This is a genomic window from Colwellia sp. 75C3 (assembly GCF_002836255.1).
Taxonomy (GTDB): Bacteria; Pseudomonadota; Gammaproteobacteria; order Enterobacterales; family Alteromonadaceae; genus Colwellia.
The window spans coordinates 313,119-333,818 of sequence record NZ_PJAU01000059.1; the positions used below are offsets into that span (position 1 = coordinate 313,119).

Consider the following 20,700-nt stretch of genomic DNA (forward strand, 5'->3'; position numbering starts at 1 on the left):
ATCGAGTGTATGAATCGCTCATTTGTCTCTTTATTACCATGGAAATAGCTTGCTAAATTACTTTTATGAATGCAAACGTAACGGCAAATAAATCAATGAAAGCATCCCAACGCACTGGGCGAGTAAAGCCACAGAAGTTAGCTGATATTATTTTAGCTCAGCTGGAGTCGATGATAATTGAAGGAAGTTTACAGCCCGGTGAGAAATTATTACCTGAGCGTGAACTTGCGTTGCAATTTGAAGTCTCAAGACCGTCATTACGTGAAGCGATACAGAAGTTAGAAGCCAAAGGTTTGGTTACACGTAAGCAAGGTGGTGGCACCTTTGTTAGTGACAATTTACTCAGTGGTTTTTCCGATCCATTGTTTGAATTAATGTCGAACAATAATGAGTCACAATTTGATTTATTAGAGTTTCGTCACGGTATTGAAGGTATGGCATCTTATTATGCTGCTATGCGCGGTACGCCAGCAGATTTTGAACAAATTCAAGCAAAGCATAATGAAATTGGTAATAGCCAGCTAGAAAAAGGCGAAGATGACTTTCGTGGAGAAGCGGAAGCGGTTGTTCAATTTCATTTAGCCATTTGTGCAGCATCACATAATGCGGTGATATTACAGCTTGCTCGTAGTATGTCGCCATTATTGGCGGATAACATTGCACAAAATTTAACTGTTTTGGCGAAGCGTCCTGATATCTTTAGCAAGATTACCGATTATAGAAAGCGTTTGCTCAATGCCATTATCAGTGGTGAACCCCAGAAAGCTTGGGGAGCAAGCCATAGACATTTAGCTTTCATCGAAGAAATATTACTGAAATCGACACAAGAAAACAGCCGCATGGAGCGCTCAATGCGCAGAATGTAGATAAGTCAGTGGTGAGCCTCAAAAGGCATGGGGTGCAAGCCATAGACACTTAGCTTTCATCGAAGAAATATTATTGCTTTTTAAAGATACGTACACAAGAAAACAGCCGCATGGAACGGTCGATGCGACGCATGTAAAAGAATTATGCGCAAAGCGCACCGAGTAGAAAAAGAAATTAGCAGATTAAACAAAGAATAGTTAACACCTTTAATTTTATACATTTTATTAAACTTTTTATTAAATAAGAAAGTATTGGAGACTAAACAATATGTCAGATCTACCAAATATCGATATTGATTCAGCAGAAACTCAAGAGTGGTTAGAGTCATTAGAGTCAGTATTAGAAAATGAAGGCCCAGAACGTGCCCATCAATTATTAGAAACGTTAATTGAACGTGCGCGTCGTGGTGGTACTCATTTACCGTTTAACGCGACTACAGCATATGTAAATACGATTCCACCAGGCCAAGAGCCTCATATGCCTGCTGACCAAACGATTGAATCACGTATCCGTGCTGCAATTCGTTGGAACGCGTTAGTATTAGTATTACGTGCCTCTAAAAAAGATTTAGAACTTGGCGGCCATATTGGTAGCTTCGCGTCTTCATCTACTTTATACGATGTAGGTTTTAACCACTTCTTTAAAGCGGCATCTGAAACTGATGGCGGAGATTTCATTTTTGCTCAAGGTCATATTTCTCCAGGTATTTATTCTCGTGCCTTCATGGAAGGTCGTTTAACTGAAGAGCAAATGAATAACTTCCGTCAAGAGTGTGATGGCAAAGGTTTATCTTCGTACCCGCATCCTCATTTGATGAAAGATTTCTGGCAGTTCCCAACAGTTTCTATGGGCTTAGGTCCATTACAAGCTATCTATACTGCACGTTTCTTAAAATACTTAACGGACCGTGGCATTAAAGATTGTTCAGGCCAACGTGTTTACTGTTTCCTAGGTGATGGTGAAACTGATGAGCCAGAATCATTAGGTGCTATCGGTTTAGCGTCGCGTGAAGGTTTAGATAACTTAACGTTTATCGTTAACTGTAACTTACAGCGTTTAGATGGTCCTGTACGTGGTAACGGTAAAATTATCCAAGAACTTGAAGGTACATTCCGTGGCGCAGGCTGGGAAGTAGTGAAAGTTATTTGGGGTTCTTACTGGGATTCACTTATTGCCCGTGATACTTCAGGTAAATTACTACAGTTAATGAACGAAACAGTAGATGGCGAATACCAAAACTGTAAAGCGAAAGGCGGTAAGTACACGCGCGAAAACTTCTTTAACAAGTACCCTGAAACTAAAGCTATGGTTGCTAACATGTCAGATGCAGATATCTGGCGTTTAAACCGTGGTGGTCATGATCCAGTTAAAGTTTATGCTGCTTATGAAAAAGCGAAAAACACTAAAGGTCGTCCAACAGTAATCTTAGCTAAAACAGTTAAAGGTTTCGGTTTAGGCGCTTCAGGTGAAGCATTAAACATTGCACATAACGTTAAGAAAATGGACGTTGAGTCAATCAAACATTACCGTGATCGTTTCAATATTCCGGTAAGCGATGATGAAATTGCTGATTTACCTTTCTACAAATTTCCTGAAGACAGTGAAGAATTCAAGTACATGAAAGCCCGTCGCGAAGCGCTAGGTGGTTCATTACCTGCACGTCGTGTTCAAGCAGAAGAACAACTTGAAATCCCAGCACTTAAAATCTTTGATCCTATTTTAAAAGGTTCTGGTGATCGTCAAGTATCATCTACAATGACTTTTGTACGTGTACTTAACAGCTTATTAAAAGATAAGAAAATAGGTAAGCGCATCGTACCAATCATTCCGGATGAAGCACGTACTTTTGGTATGGAAGGTTTATTCCGCCAAGTCGGTATTTATGCAAGTGAAGGTCAAAAGTATGTGCCACAAGATGCTGACCAAGTTGCTTATTACCGTGAAGACAAAAAAGGCCAAGTTTTACAAGAAGGCATTAACGAATTAGGTGCTATGGCATCTTGGGTTGCTGCAGGTACTTCTTATTCAACGTGTAACGCGGTAACTATTCCGTTCTACATTTACTACTCAATGTTTGGTTTCCAACGCGTTGGTGATTTAGCATGGGCAGCTGGCGATAGCCAAGCACGTGGTTTCTTATTAGGTGCTACTGCAGGTAGAACAACACTTAACGGCGAAGGTCTTCAGCATCAAGATGGTCACTCACATGTACAGGCAGGTTTAATTCCTAACTGTGTGACTTATGATCCAACTTACGGTTATGAAATTGCTGTTATCGTGCGTGAAGGTTTACGTCGCATGTATGAAGAAAATGAAAACATCTTCTTCTACTTAACCTTAATGAATGAAAACTATCAACATCCGGCAATGCCAGAAAGCAAAACGGTTGAAGACGAAATTATTAAAGGTATTTATCAACTTGAACAAGCTGCACCAGCTAAAGGTAAAGCGACTGCAAATGTTCAGTTATTAGGTTCAGGTACTATCTTAGAGAAAGTACGTGAAGCGGCACAAATCCTTGCTAATGATTTCAACATCTCAAGTGATGTTTACTCAGTAACTTCATTTAACGAACTAGGCCGTGACGGTCAAGACGTAACTCGTTGGAACATGCTTCACCCAGAAAGTGAGCAGCGTGTACCTTATATTGCAAAAATTATTACTAAAGATGCAGGACCTGCAATTGCAGCAACTGATTACATTAAAAACTACTCAGATCAAGTACGTGCTTACATAGATACTGAATACCGTTGTTTAGGTACTGATGGTTTTGGTCGTAGTGATAGCCGCGCAAACTTGCGTACTCACTTCGAAGTAAATGCAGCTTACATTGTTGTTGCGGCATTATTTGAATTAGCAAATCGTGGTGAAGTTAAACGTTCAGTAGTAACAGAAGCAATTAAACGCTTTGATATTGATACTGAAAAACTTAACCCACTTTACGCTTAATTAGCGACTAGAGAAAAGGAAACGATTATGTCTATTGAAAAAATCCTAGTCCCTGATGTTGGTGGCGATGAAGTTGAAATTATCGAAATCTGTTTTGCTGTTGGCGACACGCTTGAAGCTGATGAGGGTATTATTACCGTAGAAACTGATAAAGCTTCTATGGATATTCCCGCGCCATTTGCCGGTAAGCTTGTTAGCTTAACTGTGAGTGTTGGCGATAAAATTAAAGAAGGCGATGTTATTGCCGAAATGGAGAGCGCTTCAGTAGCCCCTGCTCCAGAAACAGCACCAGTTGCAGCTGTTGTTGAAGCTCCTGCTCCAGCAGCCCCAGTTGTTGAAGCTGCGCCTGTAGCGGTTGCTCCAGTTGCGACTGCCTCTGAGATTATTGACATCGCAATACCAGATATTGGTGAAGACGGCGAAGTTGAAGCGATTGAAGTATTAGTTAGTGTTGGTGATGTCATTGAAGCAGAAGATGGCTTAATCACCCTTGAAACTGATAAAGCGACCATGGATGTTCCTTCTACGCACGCAGGTACTGTTATAGAAGTATTTGTTAGTACTGGCGATAAAGTTAAGCAAGGTTCATTGGTAATCAAGCTTGAAACTGCTGGTGATGTTGCGTCTGCACCCGTTGCCGCCGCGCCAGTAGCACAAGTTGCTCCTGTAGCTGCACCTACTGTTGCTGCAACAACAGCACCTACAGCTTCACCAGTACCACATCATCCACAAGCGGGTAACGTGAATAAAGGGACTATTTATACGTCACCTTCAATCCGTCGTCTGGCACGTGAATTTGGTGTTGATTTAACGGTAGTTAAAGGCACTGGTCGTAAAGGCCGCATCTTAAAAGAAGATGTACAATCATTTGTTAAGTATGAATTATCTCGCCCGAAAGCGAATGCAGGTAGTTCTGTTGCCAGCGGTGAAGGCGGTTTACAAGTTGTTAGTGCTAAGACGATTGATTTCTCTAAATTTGGTGAGATTGAAACAAAAGCATTAACACGTATTCAGAAAATTTCTGGACCATTCTTACATCGTAACTGGGTAACTATTCCACATGTTACGCAATTTGATGAAGCTGATATCACTAACGTTGAAGCGTTCCGTAAAGAACAAAATGTTGTTTGTGAAAAGCAAAAGCTTGGTTTTAAAATCACGCCACTTGTCTTTATCTTAAAAGCGGCGGCTGATGCATTACGTGCCTTCCCAACGTTTAACTCAAGCTTGAGTGAAGACGGAGAAAGCTTAATTCTTAAGAAATACATTCACATTGGTGTTGCCGTTGATACACCAAATGGTTTGGTTGTTCCGGTAGTACGTGATGTTGACCAAAAGGGTATTCATCAGTTATCTCGTGAATTACTTGAAATCAGCATGAAAGCACGTGATGGCAAATTAAAAGCCCAAGACATGCAAGGTGGTTGTTTCACTATTTCGAGCCTTGGTGGTATTGGTGGTACGGCATTTACGCCTATCGTTAATGCACCAGAAGTGGCTATTTTAGGCGTTTCTAAATCAGAAATGAAACCTAAATGGAATGGTAAAGACTTTGAACCTAAGCTAATGCTTCCGTTATCTATGTCATATGATCATCGTGTTATTGATGGTGCGTTAGCAGCACGTTTCACTGTGCATTTAGCTGGCGTAATGTCTGACATTCGTAAATTGGTACTTTAGTCGATATTGACTAATTAAAGTTGGCGAAATTCAACACATAAGAGTAGAATTTCGCCCATAAAAATACTTACACAGAACAACAGTTTTTAATGAGGAATTTATGAGTAACGATATCAAAACTCAAGTAGTAGTATTAGGTTCAGGCCCTGGCGGCTATTCTGCAGCATTTCGTGCAGCAGATTTAGGTTTAGACGTAGTATTAGTTGAAAGCCGTGAAACATTAGGTGGCGTTTGTTTGAACGTGGGTTGTATCCCATCAAAAGCATTACTTCACGTTGCTAAAGTAATTGACGATGCGGCTGCTATGGCTTCACACGGTGTTACTTTTGGTAAGCCAGAAATCGATTTAGATAAAATTCGTGGCTGGAAAGAAAGCGTAGTAGCTCAACTTACTGGCGGTTTAGGCGGCATGTCTAAAGCACGTAAAGTAACGACAGTTTACGGTTACGGTAAATTCACTTCAGATAAGACTATTGAAGTTGAAGGTAATGACGGCGTGAAAACGACTGTTACTTTTGATAACGCTATTATCGCAGCTGGTTCTTCAGTAATTGACTTACCATTTATTCCTAACGATGACCCACGTGTTATTGACTCAACTGGCGCATTAGAACTTAAAGATGTTCCTGGCGAGATGTTAGTACTTGGTGGCGGCATTATCGGTCTAGAAATGGGTACTGTTTACGCTGCATTAGGCTCTAAAGTATCTGTTGTTGAGTTTGCTGATCAATTAGTACCAGCAGCTGATAAAGATATTGTTAAAGTTTATAACAACTACAACAAGAAAAAATTCAACATTATGTTGTCTACTAAAGTTGTTGCTGTTGAAGCAAAAGATGACGGTTTATACGTTACTTTTGAAGGTAAAAAAGCACCAGCTGAACAAGTACGTTACGACAAGATTTTAGTTGCTGTTGGTCGTAAGCCAAACGGTCACTTAGTTGCTGCTGATAAAGCAGGCGTAAATGTTGATGAACGTGGTTTCATCAATGTAACGAACGAACTTCGTACTAACGTGCCACACATCTTCGCTATCGGCGATGTTGTTGGTCAACCTATGCTTGCGCATAAAGCCGTTCATGAAGCACATTGTGCTGCTGAAGTGATTTCAGGTAAGAAGCATACATTCGAACCACGTTGTATCCCTTCAATCGCTTACACAGATCCAGAAATGGCTTGGGTTGGTGTAACTGAATCTGAAGCGAAAGAGCAAGGTTTAAACATCGAAATTGCTAACTTCCCTTGGGCTGCTTCTGGTCGTGCTATCGCTTCTGCACGTACTGAAGGTAAAACTAAGTTAATCTTCGAAAAAGAATCAGGCCGTATACTTGGTGGTGCTATTGTTGGTATCAATGCCGGTGAAATGCTTGGTGAAATTTGTTTAGCTATTGAAATGGGCGCTGACGCAGAAGATATTGGTTTAACTATCCATGCTCACCCAACGTTAAACGAGTCAATTGGCTTAGCGGCAGAAATCTTTGAAGGTTCTATCACTGATTTACCTAACGCTAAAGCAGTAAAAAGAAAAAAATAAACTTGTTTAGCTTAGCGTAAAGCTAATGAAAAATGATGATGAAAAGCCAGTTACTTGCATAAAGTAACTGGCTTTTTTGTGTTAAGAATGAGCTGTATATCGTATTTATTTCTGCTAAATTTTCGTAATAACCGATTGTTATTGAAATTGATTGCTATGCTTAAAGCATATTGTTTTCAAGCCTACAATTTGTTCATAACTGACTTATTTCACAACACGGTATCCGCGTTGAATCGTCATTGGTAGAAGGTACTGTATGAAATATATAGCCCAACATTCCATCGTCTTACTCTCAATAGTTATGTTTCTTTATAATATATATCTTGGTAATGGTTCATGGCCAACAGATACAGTTGAGTTTATCGCTGAGTTTACTATGCTGCTTGCTTGTCTTGCTGTTATGTATTATATCCGACAACTAAGACCCTACCCAGATGTTTACTGGCTAATGCTTTCAGGCTCAGCCTTTTATTATATATACGCTTTTATGGATATATTAGAAGAATTCTTTATTAATAGTACTGTAGGAATCACAAACATTGATGACTATATTCAAACAATTGGGTTTGTTTTGTTATGTGTAGGTATTCATAATTGGATTGTTTTACATCGCAGCTTCATACAAAAGTTGGAGCTAAAGGCTGAAACTGATCATTTAACAGGGCTATTTAATCGCCATGCTTTTTTTAAGAGGATGAATCCTAAATCTAAGCAAGAGGAAGGCATTCAAGGTGCTTTTTTAATAATGGATATCGATCATTTCAAAGCAGTCAACGATACCTATGGTCATACACTAGGTGATGTTGTATTACAGGGCGTAGCTCAAGAGTTAAAGTCTCATATAAGGGCTAATGATATTCTAGCTCGTTGGGGCGGAGAGGAATTTTTACTTTACCTCAATGATGTTATGAATGAAGAGGCTTTAGTTACTGCTGAGTCTCTGCGTAAGTTCATTGAACAGCTGGTTTTTCAATATGAAGGTGAAAGCGTGCAATGTACGATAAGCATTGGTATTTATAACGTCAATAGCAGCATTAGACTCGACACAGCAATAGACCGCGCAGATAAAGCATTATATAAAGCAAAATCGAAAGGACGTAATTGCGTAGTTGTTAATAGTGGAGTGATTATTTAAAGCAGTTTTTTGAGTAACTGGTTGTTTTGACCCAGCAACAAAATTTGTGCAATTAACCATGTTAAACAAAGCTAAATATCCAATAAGGAGGCTGTTTCAATAACAACAACCTGAGTGCATCCTCACCATTTATTTATCTTCTTTATAATACAAGCTAACCGGAATAGCTAAACAGCTTGCCAGAAATGCCTCTGCATATTGTTTACCTTTACCTTTGTACTTCCAGCCTAGTGTGAGCGCTATTTGCGTAGGTCTAAAGTTGGCACTATTGGTTTGCTCTTTAGTAAAGGGGTACTCAACGCCATTGCCTTTCATCAGTGCATCTTCAGAAAGTGGGTTTTGTTCTACTGTGGATAACGTCTGTGCTCTTTCTGAGAAATCGACAAAAAAGCTGACTGATGCTTGGCAATAATCAAAGCGCTTCTTTTTCGCCGTTAGCATGCTTTCTTCTTTTGTCATTAAGCGTCGTCTTTTACCTTCAGGCGCTTCTTTTTTAAGTTTTTTTCTGATGACTTTGTGAAGTTTTGAGTAAGGATTATCCATCAGGGCTAGCTTAGTGTGCATCGCTGGCCAATCTTGAAGAGCTAACTGTTTATTATATTCAGTGATCACTTCAGGGCTCATATCTGCGGTTATTGATACAGCGTTTGCCGTGGTACTAAATATAGCCAGTACGCTCAGTCCTGTGAAGGTTATAGTGCGGATAAATAGTAAGGTGTTTTTGTAGTTGGTAGTCTTAACTTTACTGTCAATTTTACTATTCTCTTTAGTTAAAAAACTACTGAATAAGTATCGGCAGGAAAAAAATTGATACGTTTGCATACTATTATTCTTCTTATTATTATTTAGTTTGCCACCAATAGTTCACTATTGGATTAATGAAAGCCTATTCGCACTGACCTACGCTAAAGTAAGATATTGCTATTTCTCTAGCTTTTATTACGTTGTATTAAAGCAGCTTTAACCAATAGTTAATAATTACAACGTTATCAAGTTAGTATTGTGAAACATTTTGATATAAAAGTACAAAAATCTTAATTTATTTTGACTGATTATAATACCCGTTCTTGACCATGAGTCACTATTTTTTTTCATTTGTTCGGTCGACGTCGTTTTTTATCTTCACTTAACGTTGGATAAATCAATTTCCTTAGCAGTAGGAAGCTTTGATTGTCTAATCATTGACTTACCTAATGAGAAAGCAGAGAAAAATATATGTTTAAGGATACAAACTATTGAGCGACATAAAAGCCAGCTATTTACCCCGTCATTGGTTTTTTATGTTTACAGTTGCGAGAAAATGCTAGTATGCAAAAACTGTTACATAAGTGTTAATATCTAGAGTTTCATTTCTAAAACTTAAAAGGACTTTGTTATATGCGTTACTCCCTATCAAAAGTAGCCTCACTCGCTACGCTAGCACTAGCTTGTGCGTTAGCTTCACCGAGCAATGCGGTGGAATTATCTAAACACCTTTCTACCATCGTTAGTCCCGAGCCAATTGTACGTATTGCGCCTAAATACCCAATAAATGCAGCGAGAAGTGGCCGAGAAGGTTGGGCAGAGCTCAGCTTTGTAATTGATAAAGAAGGTGATGTTAGTAACGTATTGGTAAAAGATACCTCAGGTAGTAACGATTTTGCCAAAGAGGCTATCAAAGCGGCAAAAAAATGGCGATACAAGCCAGCCTTTGAGAATGGCAAGGCAATTCAGCAATGTGTTAATACGGTGCGTATGGATTTTAAGATGGGTGAATCAGCTTCTGAAGGAACGGTAGGTGTTTCTAGAAGGTTTATCATTAAATATAAAAAAGCTAAAAAAGCACTGGAAGAACAAGACTATAAAGAAGTTGATACGCAGTTAGCTTTAATGATGAAGCGTAAATCAATGCACTTATCTGAGCATAATTATATGCATATGTTGGCAGCGGAATATGAAAAAGCTAAAGGTAATAAAGAAAAGCAGTTGTTTCATTTATCTCGAATAGCGAAAAGTTTTGTTCGCCAGGACGATGAAAAACAAGAGTTATCAATCTTATACCAGATGTTTATTTTACAAGTTGAGTTTAATGAATTCAGAGCCGCGCATAATACCTATAATCGGCTGATTAAATTGGACTCAGCTAAGCCACACCTAGGCAAGCTTGATAAAATTATGGCAAAGGTTGATGCGGCTGTAGCTAGTGATGGAGATTTGATAAGACTTGCAGACATCAAAGGCAATGACTTTTGGACTGCTGATTTAGTGAGAAATGAATTTTCATTAACAAACGTTGACGGCTCTTTACATACTTTAGATGTTCGCTGTGTCAACAAACGTCATGTTTATACCATTGAAGAAGATAATACTTGGAAGTTGCCAGCTAGTTGGGAAAATTGCAGTATTTATGTTTATGGTGAGCCAAAAACTAGTTTTAAACTTATTGAGCATCCGCTAGGTACCTAATTACTCTACTCTCATTACTTTAGCTTAGTATTTATTTAAATATTTTTTATAAGCTGATAAAAACAGTTATAAGGATAATCGCTGTGATAAGTACAACAGCTAAATCGGTATTACAAAATAGCATAACAACACTATGTTTTTGCTTGCTAGTCGCTTGTGCAGCACCCAGTAAAGGTGTTTTAGGTCAGGCGAAAACCGAGTGGGATTTTGATCACCAGCTACAGTTTAAAAAAACTGAATTTGATGAAAATCATTACCTACTAGAAGTTATTCCCAACAATAAGGTTAGCTTTGAACGTTTGTCGGCTTTTTTATTACGTCGAGGTTACTTAATTTGCGGTAGTTATGGTTACAAATTAGAGTTAATTACGGGTGTCGAGAGTTTTGATTATCCGCGTGCCTCACCTAATTTTATTATGCCAAACCTAACCGCTAGGCTTGAGTGTGCAATGAAAAAATAACGTTGTGAATACTCGTGCGGGGAAGGACTAACTTCGCGAGTTGTAAAAAGAAAAAGGGTTACTTAACAAAAGTTAAGTAACCCTTTTTTATTCTGCTTTATGCTATTTAGTTAATAGAGCTAATTCAGCTTATTAACTCACTAACAAAGATTTATACAACTTTAATCGGTACTGCTGGTGCAGTGTACTTAGTAGTCATTGCATGTGTAGGCGGAGAAAATCGAGTTAAATCGATACCTTCTACAGCAGACTTGTACTCTTCGATTGTTGGGAAACGACCCAGCATAGTTGAAAGTACAACTAACGGTGTAGAGCCAAGAAGTGATTCACCTTTCTTCTCTGCAGTATCTGCAACAACACGACCTTGGAATAAGCGTGTAGATGTGGCAATAACCGTGTCGCCTGGTTCCGCTTTTTCTTGGTTACCCATACATAAGTTACAGCCTGGGCGTTCTAAGTACATGATGTTTTCATACTTAGTACGTGCAGCGTTTTTAGGCACAGCATCATCAAATTCAAAACCTGAATACTTCTGTAAAATATCCCAATCGCCTTCAGCTTTAAGCTCATCAACAATGTTATACGTTGGTGGCGCAACAACTAATGGTGCTTTAAATTCTATTTTATTACCTTGTTCTTCCATATTACGGAACATTTGAGCGATGATTTGCATATCGCCTTTGTGAACCATACAAGAACCAACAAAACCTAAATCAACTGATTTATCAGCGTAGAATGAAACAGGGCGAATAACATCATGCGTGTAACGTTTAGAAGCGTCTGCGTTGTTAACATCTGGATCAGCAATCATTGGCTGGTCGATAACATCTAAATCAATCACGACTTCTGCGTAGTAGGTAGCGTTATCATCTGGTGCTAATGCAGGAGTTTCACCTGATTTAATGCCTTCGATGCGTTTGTCAGCTAATGCGATTAAACCGTTAAGTGTTTTCGCTTCGTTTTCCATACCCTTGTTGATCATGATTTGGATACGGCTCTTAGCAAGCTCAAGTGATTTAATTAATGTTTCATCTTCAGAAATACAGATAGACGCTTTAGCTTTCATCTCTGCAGACCAATCTGTAAAGGTAAATGCTTGGTCAGCTAATAACGTGCCGATATGCACTTCAATGATACGTCCTTGGAATACGTTTTCACCACCAAATTGCTTAAGCATTTGTGCTTGAGTCGCGTGAACTACGTCACGGAAATCCATGTGGCCTTGCATATTACCTTTAAAAGTAACTTTTACAGACTCAGGGATTGGCATAGCCGATTCACCTGTGGCTAGCGCAATTGCAACTGTACCCGAGTCAGCACCAAAGGCTACACCTTTAGACATACGAGTATGCGAGTCACCACCAATGATGATTGCGCGATCGTCTACAGTAATATCATTTAATACTTTATGAATAACATCAGTCATTGCATGATATTCGCCTTTAGGATCACGTGCAGTGATAAGGCCGAATTTATTCATGAAACTCATTAGTTTAGGAATGTTAGCTTTAGCTTTGCTATCCCAAACTGACGCTGTATGACAACCAGACTGATATGCACCATCAACCAATGGAGAAATAGTAGATGCTGCCATTGCTTCAAGTTCTTGACATGTCATAGGACCTGTCGTGTCTTGAGAGCCAACAATATTCACTTTTACACGAACATCTGAACCAGCATGTAATGGTGTTTCAGATGTTACACCAACAGCGTTGTTATTAAATATTTTTTCAACGGCCGTTAAACCTTGACCTTCATGTGAAATTTCTTTTGACGTTGCGTATACAGGTGGTGTTGCTACGCCAAGTGTTTCAGCTGCGAACGTTTGTAATTTTTTACCAAATGTTACCGCGTAAGAACCACCAGCTTTCATGAATTCTACTTTCTGTGGCGTAAAGGCTGAAGATATATCCGCAAGCTCTTTGTCACCGTTGTATAATTTCTTCGCTTTGGTATCAATAGTTAACACAGTACCAGTTGCTACTGAGTAAGCTTCTTCTAAAACTGCATCACCATTTGCATCAGCAACTGTGTTGCCGCTAGCATCTATTTTCTTAACCCAGTTTTTAAGGTCAAGACCAATACCACCAGTTACATCAACGGTAGTTAAGAAGATTGGCGAAATGCCATTAGTACCAGCAACTACCGGTGCAATGTTAATGAATGGTACGTATGGGCTTGCTTTTTTACCGGCCAATAGTGCAACGTTGTTAACGCCCGACATACGAGATGAACCAACACCCATAGTGCCTTTTTCAGCAATTAACATCACTTTTGCATTAGGATGCTTAACTTGTAATGCAAGTATTTCTGCTTGAGCTTCTGGAGTGCTCATACACTTACCGTGTAATTCACGATCGGCACGAGAATGCGCTTGATGGCCAGGAGAAAGTAAGTCAGTTGAGATATCACCTTCACCAGCAATATAAGTCACTACTTCAACTTTTTCTTCTACGTTTGGTAATTTGGTGAAGAATTCCGCTTGTGCGTAGCTTTCTAAAATTTCTTTTGCAAGTGCATTACCTGCTTTAAACGCGACTTCAAGACGTGCTGTATCTGCGTCGTATAAGAATACTTGAGTTTTTAATACTTCTGCCGCTGGTTTTGCTACTGATGCGTCATCAGATAATGCTAAATCAAGAAGCACTACAATTGAAGGGCCGCCTTTCATATGAGATAACAATTCAAAAGCAAACGTAGGTGTAATTTCAGCAACAACTGACTCACCTAAGATAATTTCTTTTAGGAATGCAGCTTTAACACCGGCAGCACTAGTAGTACCCGGTAAGGTGTTGTAAATGAAAAAGTTTAGGGAATCTGCTCTGTACTCGTTTCCTGAATCTTTAATTTGAGCAATAATTTCAGATAATAACTCAGCGCCATCAATTGGCAAAGGAGCCAATGCTAGATCATTTTTACGACTTTCAATTTCTTTGATGTATTCTAAATATAAACTCATTTGATACTCTCTCAGGCAATTATAAGATGCTAATAATATTGCGATTAGCTGGGACAAATTTTTGCCCCTATTTTACCTGATTTTCTATGTACTACTAATCATTTGCTTAAATAAGCACTATTCACATTGCTTATGGTTGGTAGAAGAAATAGTTATAGTGGTATGATCAGATCCCATGTGAATTTTTCTTGTTGTTAAGTTTCACTATTTTTCAGTCGCTAGTACTCACCTATAGTCACAGTAACCATGCTAATTTATTGAACTTGTAACAAGTACAGTTATCAAAAAAGTCTGAAGAGAGCATTACCGATGTCAATTTACAGTAGCGCTTTTGGTTGATTAATTAGCAAAACCCACCATTTCAAATAGCATCAGCAGCTAAATATTTTCTTAATACCATCAAAGCCAATCTCGAAATCGAAATTCCTTTCAAATAAACTCGTCTCGATATCGAGACGAAAACTACCTACATGTAACTGATTTTTAACTAACTCCATGTATTACAGAGTTATTTAATTATTGGTATAACGATTGCTCTAATCAGCCTATGATTTACTAATTGGCTTATTTATGGATATTGTTCGCTCAAAGCAGAAGAACAAAATTAAGATTAAAAAATGGTTTTATATTGCAGCAATCAGCGTCGTTTCCTTGGTATTGATCATTAATCTATCAGGTAACTCATCGACATATCATGTTGATAAATTTGAATTACTGCTTGCTGAAGTACAGCGTGGTCAATTTAACATAAGTGTTCGTGGCGTTGGTGTATTAGTACCTAAAGATGTTCGCTGGGTAGCAACTAATGTTGAAGGACGTGTTGAACGCATTTTGATAAAGGCTGGCGCTAAAGTAACAAAGGGCGATTTGTTACTAGAATTATCTAACCCACAGTTAGTTCAGCAATTAGAAGAAACCAAATGGCAACTAGAAGAAATGGTAGCCGAAACTAATGCACAAAATGCTTCGCTTGCATCAGAATTGTTAGATCAAGAAGCCGCGGTGATTAATGAGAAGCTTAATCATGAGCGTGCCCTTTTAACGTATAACGCTCAAAAAACGCTGCTTGATAAAGGCACTGTTGCCGTTTCACATATTGCTCATGAAGAAGTCAAAATAGATGTAGCGCAATACAAGGAACGTTGGCAGTTAGAAATAAAACGTCTGAATAAAAAGAAAGAAAGCTTAACGGCGCAAGCAAAAGCTTATCAAGCCAGACTTAATCGGATGCATAAAATTTATCAAAGAGCGCAGCAGCAAGTGGAGTCGTTAAAGGTACATGCCACCATGGACAGTATTGTGCAAGCCATGCCAATGGAGTTAGGGCAACGAGTATTGGTGGGCAGTAATCTTGCAAGATTGGCGCGAAGTGGTGAGTTCATTGCAGAACTGAGAGTCCCTGAAAAACAAATTAAAGATGTAGCACTTGGCCAATCAGTTGTTGTTGATACCCGCAATAGTAAGATTAAAGGCATTGTTCAACGTATAGATCCCATTGTTAATAATGGCTCAGTACAAGTTGATATTGAACTCATCGGGAATATGCCAAAAGATGCCCGTCCAGACCTCACGGTTAATGGTGTTATCGCCATTGCCAATATTGAAAATACCCTCTTTGTGAAACGACCTATGTTTGCCAATGAGCATAGTGAATCTTTTGCCTATGTACTAACAGAAGACGGTAATCAAGCCGATAAAGTGAGCATTCACTTCGGTCAAACATCAACACAATATATACAAGTAACATCCGGCTTGGCGCTAGGAAATAATATTATTATTTCCGATGTTTCAGCTTGGGAAAAACAACAATCCATTAACGTAAATTAGGATGACGTGATGAACAATAATAATACAGAAAATTCAACACAAGCTTTAGTATCGCTTAAAGATATCACCAAGGTGTTTTTTACTGATGATGTAGAAACGCATGCTATCAATAATATAAACCTCAGCATTAATAAAGGTGAGTATCTGTCAATCTCCGGTCCTTCAGGCTGTGGTAAATCTACCTTGTTGTCATTATTAGGCTTATTAGATACTTCTAGCAGTGGTAGCTATACCTTAGCTGGGCACAATGTCTCTGATTTAAATCGCGATGAACGCTCAGCGATTAGAAATAAAGAAATTGGTTTTATCTTTCAAGCGTTTAATTTAATCAGTGATTTAACGGTCGCCGAAAATATTGAATTACCACTGACTTATCGTAGTGACTTTGATGCAACGCAGCGTGCTGCTATGGTGAATGCAGCCTTAGACAAAGTGGATATGTTACATCGAGCTCATCATTTCCCCTCGCAGCTTTCAGGTGGTCAACAACAACGTGTGGCGGTAGCGCGTGCTATATCTGCTAAGCCAGCAATCATTCTCGCCGATGAGCCAACGGGGAACTTAGACTCAAAAAATGCTCAAATAGTGATGGCATTACTTGACCAATTACATCAAGAAGGCGCAACTATCTGTATGGTTACCCATGATCCACGATCAGCAGCGAGAGCTGAACGTATGATAGAGGTATTTGATGGCAAGATAGTTGCTGATCAACTTACACAAGCACCTACAGCCATTGCTGTGTAATGTCGCTATTTCTTAGCATTTTTGTTGTTACTCTATAACTTCGAACGAGGATTTTCAGGTGTCTATTACTCTTGATATAAAATATGCAGCTAGGCTGCTACATAAAAAACCAGCTTTTACTGCGCTTACCATTTTTATTGTTGCCATTGGTTTGGGATTGACTTTATATACATATTCTTTATTGAGCAGTTTGGTCTTTAAGCCATTATTACTAAATAAAGACTCAGCTGTTATTTCCATTGAGGCAGAGTTCGATCCGAGTCATTTATCAAGAAGAGGGGTTGATGCTTATGATTTCTTAACGATAAGAAATGAACTGGATTCAATTGATGAGTTTGGTATTTATGAAAACGATACAGCGCTTATAGGTAAACCACAAAATAACGCCGCTACGCGTAAGTATAATGCGGTTCAAATAGAATGGAACGTTTTTGAATTTTCAGGCGTAAAACCAATTATGGGCCGTGCTCTTATCGCAGAAGACCACTTTGAAGGAGCAGAGCCTGTTATCGTACTTGGGTATGATGTTTGGCAGCAATACTTTTTAGCGGATAAAGATATTGTAAACACAAGTATTTTAGTTGATGCCGTTGCTACCCGTGTTGTTGGTGTAATGCCACAAGGTTTTGCTTTTCCCATGACAGCACAAATTTGGATTCCTATAGCTCAAAAATATCTAACACCGACGGACCGCTCGCGTAGTTGGCTTTTTTCCTATGCACGATTGAAAACAGATGTGTCGTTTGATGTTTTCTCTCAAGAGCTGGCTTTACTTAATAAAACAGTGGTAAAAAGTTTGCCGGATAACATGCGCTGGCGACTTGATGATTTTGAGGGCTACTTAAGAGCTGTTCCATATAAAAAGGCGAGTATCACCCAGTTTTACTCCATCTTTATTACCATGGGGGTCGTGGTGGTACTCATTTTATTACTCGCTTGTATTAATGTTGGTAATCTATTGCTTGCCCGAGTGAATGAACGCTTTAAAGAAGTAGCCATTCGCATCGCTTTGGGTGTACCTCGTCATCGATTAATATTACAGATGTTACTCGAAAGTATTTTCATTTGCAGTGTGGGCGGATTCTTAGCTGTACTGTTTGCTGGTTGGGGCTTAGAGCTGAGTAATACCGTCTTTGACCAGATGTTTATGGTAAATCAGGAGAAGCCATTTTGGTGGCAGGTGAGTTTAGATACTGACGCTATCATTTTATTGGTTTTATCTGTTGTCGCGATGATTGTTATTACAGGGTTTATACCAGCTTGGCGCGCATTATCATGCGACTTTAACGGTGTGTTAAGAGACGGTACACGTGGCTCACAAGGTAAAAAAGCAGCGAGAGCTAGTCAAATATTAGTGATTAGTGAAATTTTTCTTTCTTGTGTGGTACTTGTCATTGCAACCATATTATTGTCGACTAGCTATTCTGCAGGGCAAGCTGATTATGGTGTTGATACGAAGAATAGAATCACTGCGACCTTAGAGTTACCTGAAAGCAGTTATCCAATTCGCTCAGACACTGAGTTTGAATTAGCAGACACCCTTAAAAGAACAGCATTTTATTATGATCTACAAGATGTCTTGGAACAGATGCCTAATATTGAAGCTGTTGCCTTTATGAGTAGCCTGCCTGGAACTGGCGAAGGGGCAAGTTTCTTTGAAATAGAAGGCCGCGCAGCTGCTGTTTACAATGAAAATCCCTTTTCAAATAATGAGGTGGCTTCTCGTGGTGCTTGGAATGCTTTAGGCATGACTGTTATACAGGGTAGAGATTTTAGCCTTGACGACATCAGCGAGGAAATTGATACCATTATTATTAATGAATCAATCGCCAATGACTTCTTTCCAGATGGTGATGCCATTGGTCAACGTGTTCGTCGTGCCATGAGAAATGTTGATAGAGAAGGCGGCTGGCAGACAATCGTAGGGGTGGTGTCTGATACATTTCATGGTTCAGCCATGCGCACTTCAAGTGAGCAATACAGTTCATACTTTATGTTAGATAATGTGGGTTTTAGCTGGATTAATATGGCCATTCATTATTCTGGTTCACAAGTGCTTGCTGAGAAATCACTGCAGCAAGCGATTAATCAGGTCAATAATAATGCGACCGTATATCACATTCAAAGTTACGATGAGTTAATCTCGCAACCAATGATACTAGTGTCAGCTATTTCCAAAGTGTTCTTATTATGTGGTGTTATCGCAGTGTTTCTAGCTGCGAGTGGTATCTATGCAGTGGCGGCTAATAGTGTTAGCCAACGTACCCAAGAAATAGGTGTACGTAGAGCGCTTGGTGCTAGCGATAGTAAAATCATGCAATTATTTATGAGAAAGGCACTTTGGCAACTCGTTATTGGTTTGAGCATAGGTATTACCTTGTCACTGTGGGTGGTTAATCAAATGACAGATACTATGGTAATTAACCAAGGCAGTTACCTTATTGGTTTGTTGGGTATCCCCTTATTAATCGTTATTATGGTGATTGTCGCCACGTATGTACCAACACGCAAAGTTGTGCTGATGGAGCCGAGCGATGCGTTACATCATGATTAGTGCATAGTAAAATGTACTTTTAGCGGTAAATCAGCTGATACTTTGATAAAGTCGTCAAGTATTACCTGATACCGCTTAACCCTTTTTACCTCACGCAAAAGAAATGGATAACATGACGCCAGCTACTGCTTCAACTTCCTCATCAATGACTCCCTCAATACTGATTGCTGATGATGATCCGCGTATTCTTACAACTTTAAAACTGTTATTGAAATCGCAAAACTATCAAGTCGTTGCAGTAAGCTCACCCGCTGAGTTATTAACCGTGTTAGCGAGGCGTAGCTTTTCAGTGGCGTTAATCGATTTAAATTACCAGCATGACACAACCTCAGGTAAAGAAGGTTTAACACTCATTTCGAAAATGAAAGCCCTTGATGAACATATGCCGATTGTGGTGATGACAGGCTATAGCAGTGTTGATCTTGCGGTGAACGTTATGAAAGAAGGTGCCGCCGATTTTGTGCAAAAGCCATGGACTAATGATCGCCTATTAAGTATTTTGCAGGCGCAGGTACATATCCATCAAATCGCCCGTACAGGGCAAAAGTTAGCACAAGAGAATGCTTTACTTAAATCCCAAAGCAGTACTGATTGCCAAAATATTGTAGCGATATCAACCGTGATGAAACAGTTATTAGTACAACTAGCTAAGTTGGCTAAAAGTGATATGAATATCCTATTTACCGGTGAAAATGGTACCGGTAAAAGCATGTTTGCCGGTTATTTACATCAATGCTCTTCGAGAAATGAACAGAGCTTAATTTCTGTCAATATGGGTGCAATAACTGACAGCTTGTTTGAAAGTGAAATGTTTGGCCATGTAAAAGGTGCTTTTACCGATGCTAAAGAGTCGCGCATTGGTCGTTTTGAATTGGCAGAAGGTGGCACCATTTTTTTAGATGAAGTTGCCAATATTCCTTTATCTCAACAAGCTAAATTACTCAGGGTGTTAGAAGAAAAACAATTTGAGAAAGTTGGCAGTGTTAAAACTCAACAGGTAGATGTGCGTTTAGTCTCGGCAACCAATGCTTCATTAGCCGAGTTAATAAAACAAGGCTCATTTAGACAAGATTTACTTTACCGTATTAATACTGTCGAAATTACTATCCCACCATTGCGAGAGCGTATTGCCGATATACTGCCCTTAGCCCAGCAATTTTTATCACAATATGCACTGAAGTATGGCATGGAAAGTCATGAAATTTCTGATGAGGCCATCGCAGGGTTAACTCAGTATCAATGGCCAGGAAATATTCGTGAATTAAGTCATATGATGGAGCGCGCGATATTTCTGAGTCAGGATCAAATCATCACATTAGCCGACCTTGGGCTTGAACTTCAATTATTGGCTTTAAATGACAATGGACTAGATTGCCCTGGTGTGGATAGCAAAAATGACACTTTAGAGGTGATAGAAAGGCAAATCATCGTCGACAGATTGGCTCGTTATAATAATAACAGTCATGAAACGGCGGAATCATTAGGGTTAAGTCGAAGTTCTTACTATCGTCGCATAGAAAAACATAAACTGTAAACTGTGGG

13 protein-coding genes are annotated in these 20,700 nt (G+C 39.2%); 11 read left to right on the plus strand and 2 right to left on the minus strand.

All coding sequences use genetic code 11. From position 1 onward, the window contains the following. Positions 1 to 95: 95 nt before the first annotated feature. The 5 genes from pdhR (at position 96) to CXF85_RS18705 (ending at position 8,165) form a co-directional block, all read left to right on the plus strand. Positions 96 to 866, plus strand: coding sequence for a pyruvate dehydrogenase complex transcriptional repressor PdhR (pdhR, locus tag CXF85_RS18680; RefSeq protein ID WP_198555694.1), 771 nt, complete (start codon positions 96 to 98; stop codon positions 864 to 866). A gap of 268 nt (positions 867 to 1,134) precedes the next feature. Further along, a complete protein-coding gene (gene aceE, locus CXF85_RS18690; protein WP_101230153.1) occupies positions 1,135 to 3,816 on the plus strand; it encodes a pyruvate dehydrogenase (acetyl-transferring), homodimeric type in 2,682 nt (893 codons plus the stop codon). Between the two features lie 27 nt (positions 3,817 to 3,843). After that, a complete protein-coding gene (aceF, locus tag CXF85_RS18695; RefSeq protein WP_198555696.1) occupies positions 3,844 to 5,496 on the plus strand; it encodes a dihydrolipoyllysine-residue acetyltransferase in 1,653 nt (550 codons plus the stop codon). A 100-nt stretch (positions 5,497 to 5,596) separates the two neighbouring features. Then, the gene (gene lpdA / locus CXF85_RS18700; RefSeq protein WP_101230155.1) at positions 5,597 to 7,030 is read left to right on the plus strand and encodes a dihydrolipoyl dehydrogenase; all 1,434 of its coding nucleotides are present in this window, start codon (positions 5,597 to 5,599) and stop codon (positions 7,028 to 7,030) included. A gap of 256 nt (positions 7,031 to 7,286) precedes the next feature. After that, positions 7,287 to 8,165, plus strand: a complete 879-nt coding sequence (locus tag CXF85_RS18705) for a GGDEF domain-containing protein (protein WP_101230156.1) — start codon at positions 7,287 to 7,289, stop codon at positions 8,163 to 8,165. 129 nt (positions 8,166 to 8,294) lie between these two features. Here CXF85_RS18705 and CXF85_RS18710 read toward each other — a convergent pair whose 3' ends face one another. Continuing rightward, positions 8,295 to 8,987: a hypothetical protein gene (locus CXF85_RS18710; protein ID WP_101230157.1), complete on the minus strand. Its 693-nt coding sequence runs from the start codon at positions 8,985 to 8,987 to the stop codon at positions 8,295 to 8,297. Between the two features lie 555 nt (positions 8,988 to 9,542). Between CXF85_RS18710 and CXF85_RS18715 the strand changes: the two genes are divergently transcribed. Together CXF85_RS18715 and CXF85_RS18720 are read left to right on the plus strand one after the other, a co-directional pair. Further along, a complete protein-coding gene (locus CXF85_RS18715) occupies positions 9,543 to 10,610 on the plus strand; it encodes an energy transducer TonB (RefSeq protein WP_101230158.1) in 1,068 nt (355 codons plus the stop codon). An 83-nt stretch (positions 10,611 to 10,693) separates the two neighbouring features. Then, a complete protein-coding gene (locus CXF85_RS18720; protein ID WP_101230159.1) occupies positions 10,694 to 11,071 on the plus strand; it encodes a hypothetical protein in 378 nt (125 codons plus the stop codon). A gap of 151 nt (positions 11,072 to 11,222) precedes the next feature. Here CXF85_RS18720 and CXF85_RS18725 read toward each other — a convergent pair whose 3' ends face one another. Continuing rightward, positions 11,223 to 14,030 carry a bifunctional aconitate hydratase 2/2-methylisocitrate dehydratase gene (locus tag CXF85_RS18725; RefSeq protein ID WP_101230160.1) on the minus strand — a complete coding sequence of 936 codons (2,808 nt, stop codon included), beginning with the start codon at positions 14,028 to 14,030 and terminating at the stop codon, positions 11,223 to 11,225. A 570-nt stretch (positions 14,031 to 14,600) separates the two neighbouring features. Between CXF85_RS18725 and CXF85_RS18730 the strand changes: the two genes are divergently transcribed. From CXF85_RS18730 to CXF85_RS18745, 4 genes are all read left to right on the plus strand, one after another. Next, a complete protein-coding gene (locus CXF85_RS18730) occupies positions 14,601 to 15,857 on the plus strand; it encodes an efflux RND transporter periplasmic adaptor subunit (RefSeq protein WP_101230161.1) in 1,257 nt (418 codons plus the stop codon). A gap of 9 nt (positions 15,858 to 15,866) precedes the next feature. Beyond that, the gene (locus CXF85_RS18735; protein WP_101230162.1) at positions 15,867 to 16,604 is read left to right on the plus strand and encodes an ABC transporter ATP-binding protein; all 738 of its coding nucleotides are present in this window, start codon (positions 15,867 to 15,869) and stop codon (positions 16,602 to 16,604) included. Between the two features lie 58 nt (positions 16,605 to 16,662). Then, positions 16,663 to 19,158 carry an FtsX-like permease family protein gene (locus CXF85_RS18740; RefSeq protein WP_101230163.1) on the plus strand — a complete coding sequence of 832 codons (2,496 nt, stop codon included), beginning with the start codon at positions 16,663 to 16,665 and terminating at the stop codon, positions 19,156 to 19,158. Between the two features lie 103 nt (positions 19,159 to 19,261). Beyond that, a complete protein-coding gene (locus CXF85_RS18745) occupies positions 19,262 to 20,692 on the plus strand; it encodes a sigma-54-dependent transcriptional regulator (protein ID WP_442871882.1) in 1,431 nt (476 codons plus the stop codon). Positions 20,693 to 20,700: the final 8 nt, after the last annotated feature.

Bases quoted from the DNA above. Each gene is read 5' to 3' on its own strand.
- pdhR (WP_198555694.1), top strand. From the start codon at position 96: ATGAAAGCATCCCAACGCACTGGGCGAGTAAAGCCACAGAAGTTAGCT.
- aceE (WP_101230153.1), top strand. From the start codon at position 1,135: ATGTCAGATCTACCAAATATCGATATTGATTCAGCAGAAACTCAAGAG.
- CXF85_RS18735 (WP_101230162.1), top strand. From the start codon at position 15,867: ATGAACAATAATAATACAGAAAATTCAACACAAGCTTTAGTATCGCTT.
- CXF85_RS18705 (WP_101230156.1), top strand. From the start codon at position 7,287: ATGAAATATATAGCCCAACATTCCATCGTCTTACTCTCAATAGTTATG.
- CXF85_RS18725 (WP_101230160.1), bottom strand. From the start codon at position 14,030: ATGAGTTTATATTTAGAATACATCAAAGAAATTGAAAGTCGTAAAAAT.
- CXF85_RS18745 (WP_442871882.1), top strand. From the start codon at position 19,262: ATGGATAACATGACGCCAGCTACTGCTTCAACTTCCTCATCAATGACT.
- CXF85_RS18715 (WP_101230158.1), top strand. From the start codon at position 9,543: ATGCGTTACTCCCTATCAAAAGTAGCCTCACTCGCTACGCTAGCACTA.
- lpdA (WP_101230155.1), top strand. From the start codon at position 5,597: ATGAGTAACGATATCAAAACTCAAGTAGTAGTATTAGGTTCAGGCCCT.
- aceF (WP_198555696.1), top strand. From the start codon at position 3,844: ATGTCTATTGAAAAAATCCTAGTCCCTGATGTTGGTGGCGATGAAGTT.
- CXF85_RS18710 (WP_101230157.1), bottom strand. From the start codon at position 8,987: ATGCAAACGTATCAATTTTTTTCCTGCCGATACTTATTCAGTAGTTTT.
- CXF85_RS18730 (WP_101230161.1), top strand. From the start codon at position 14,601: ATGGATATTGTTCGCTCAAAGCAGAAGAACAAAATTAAGATTAAAAAA.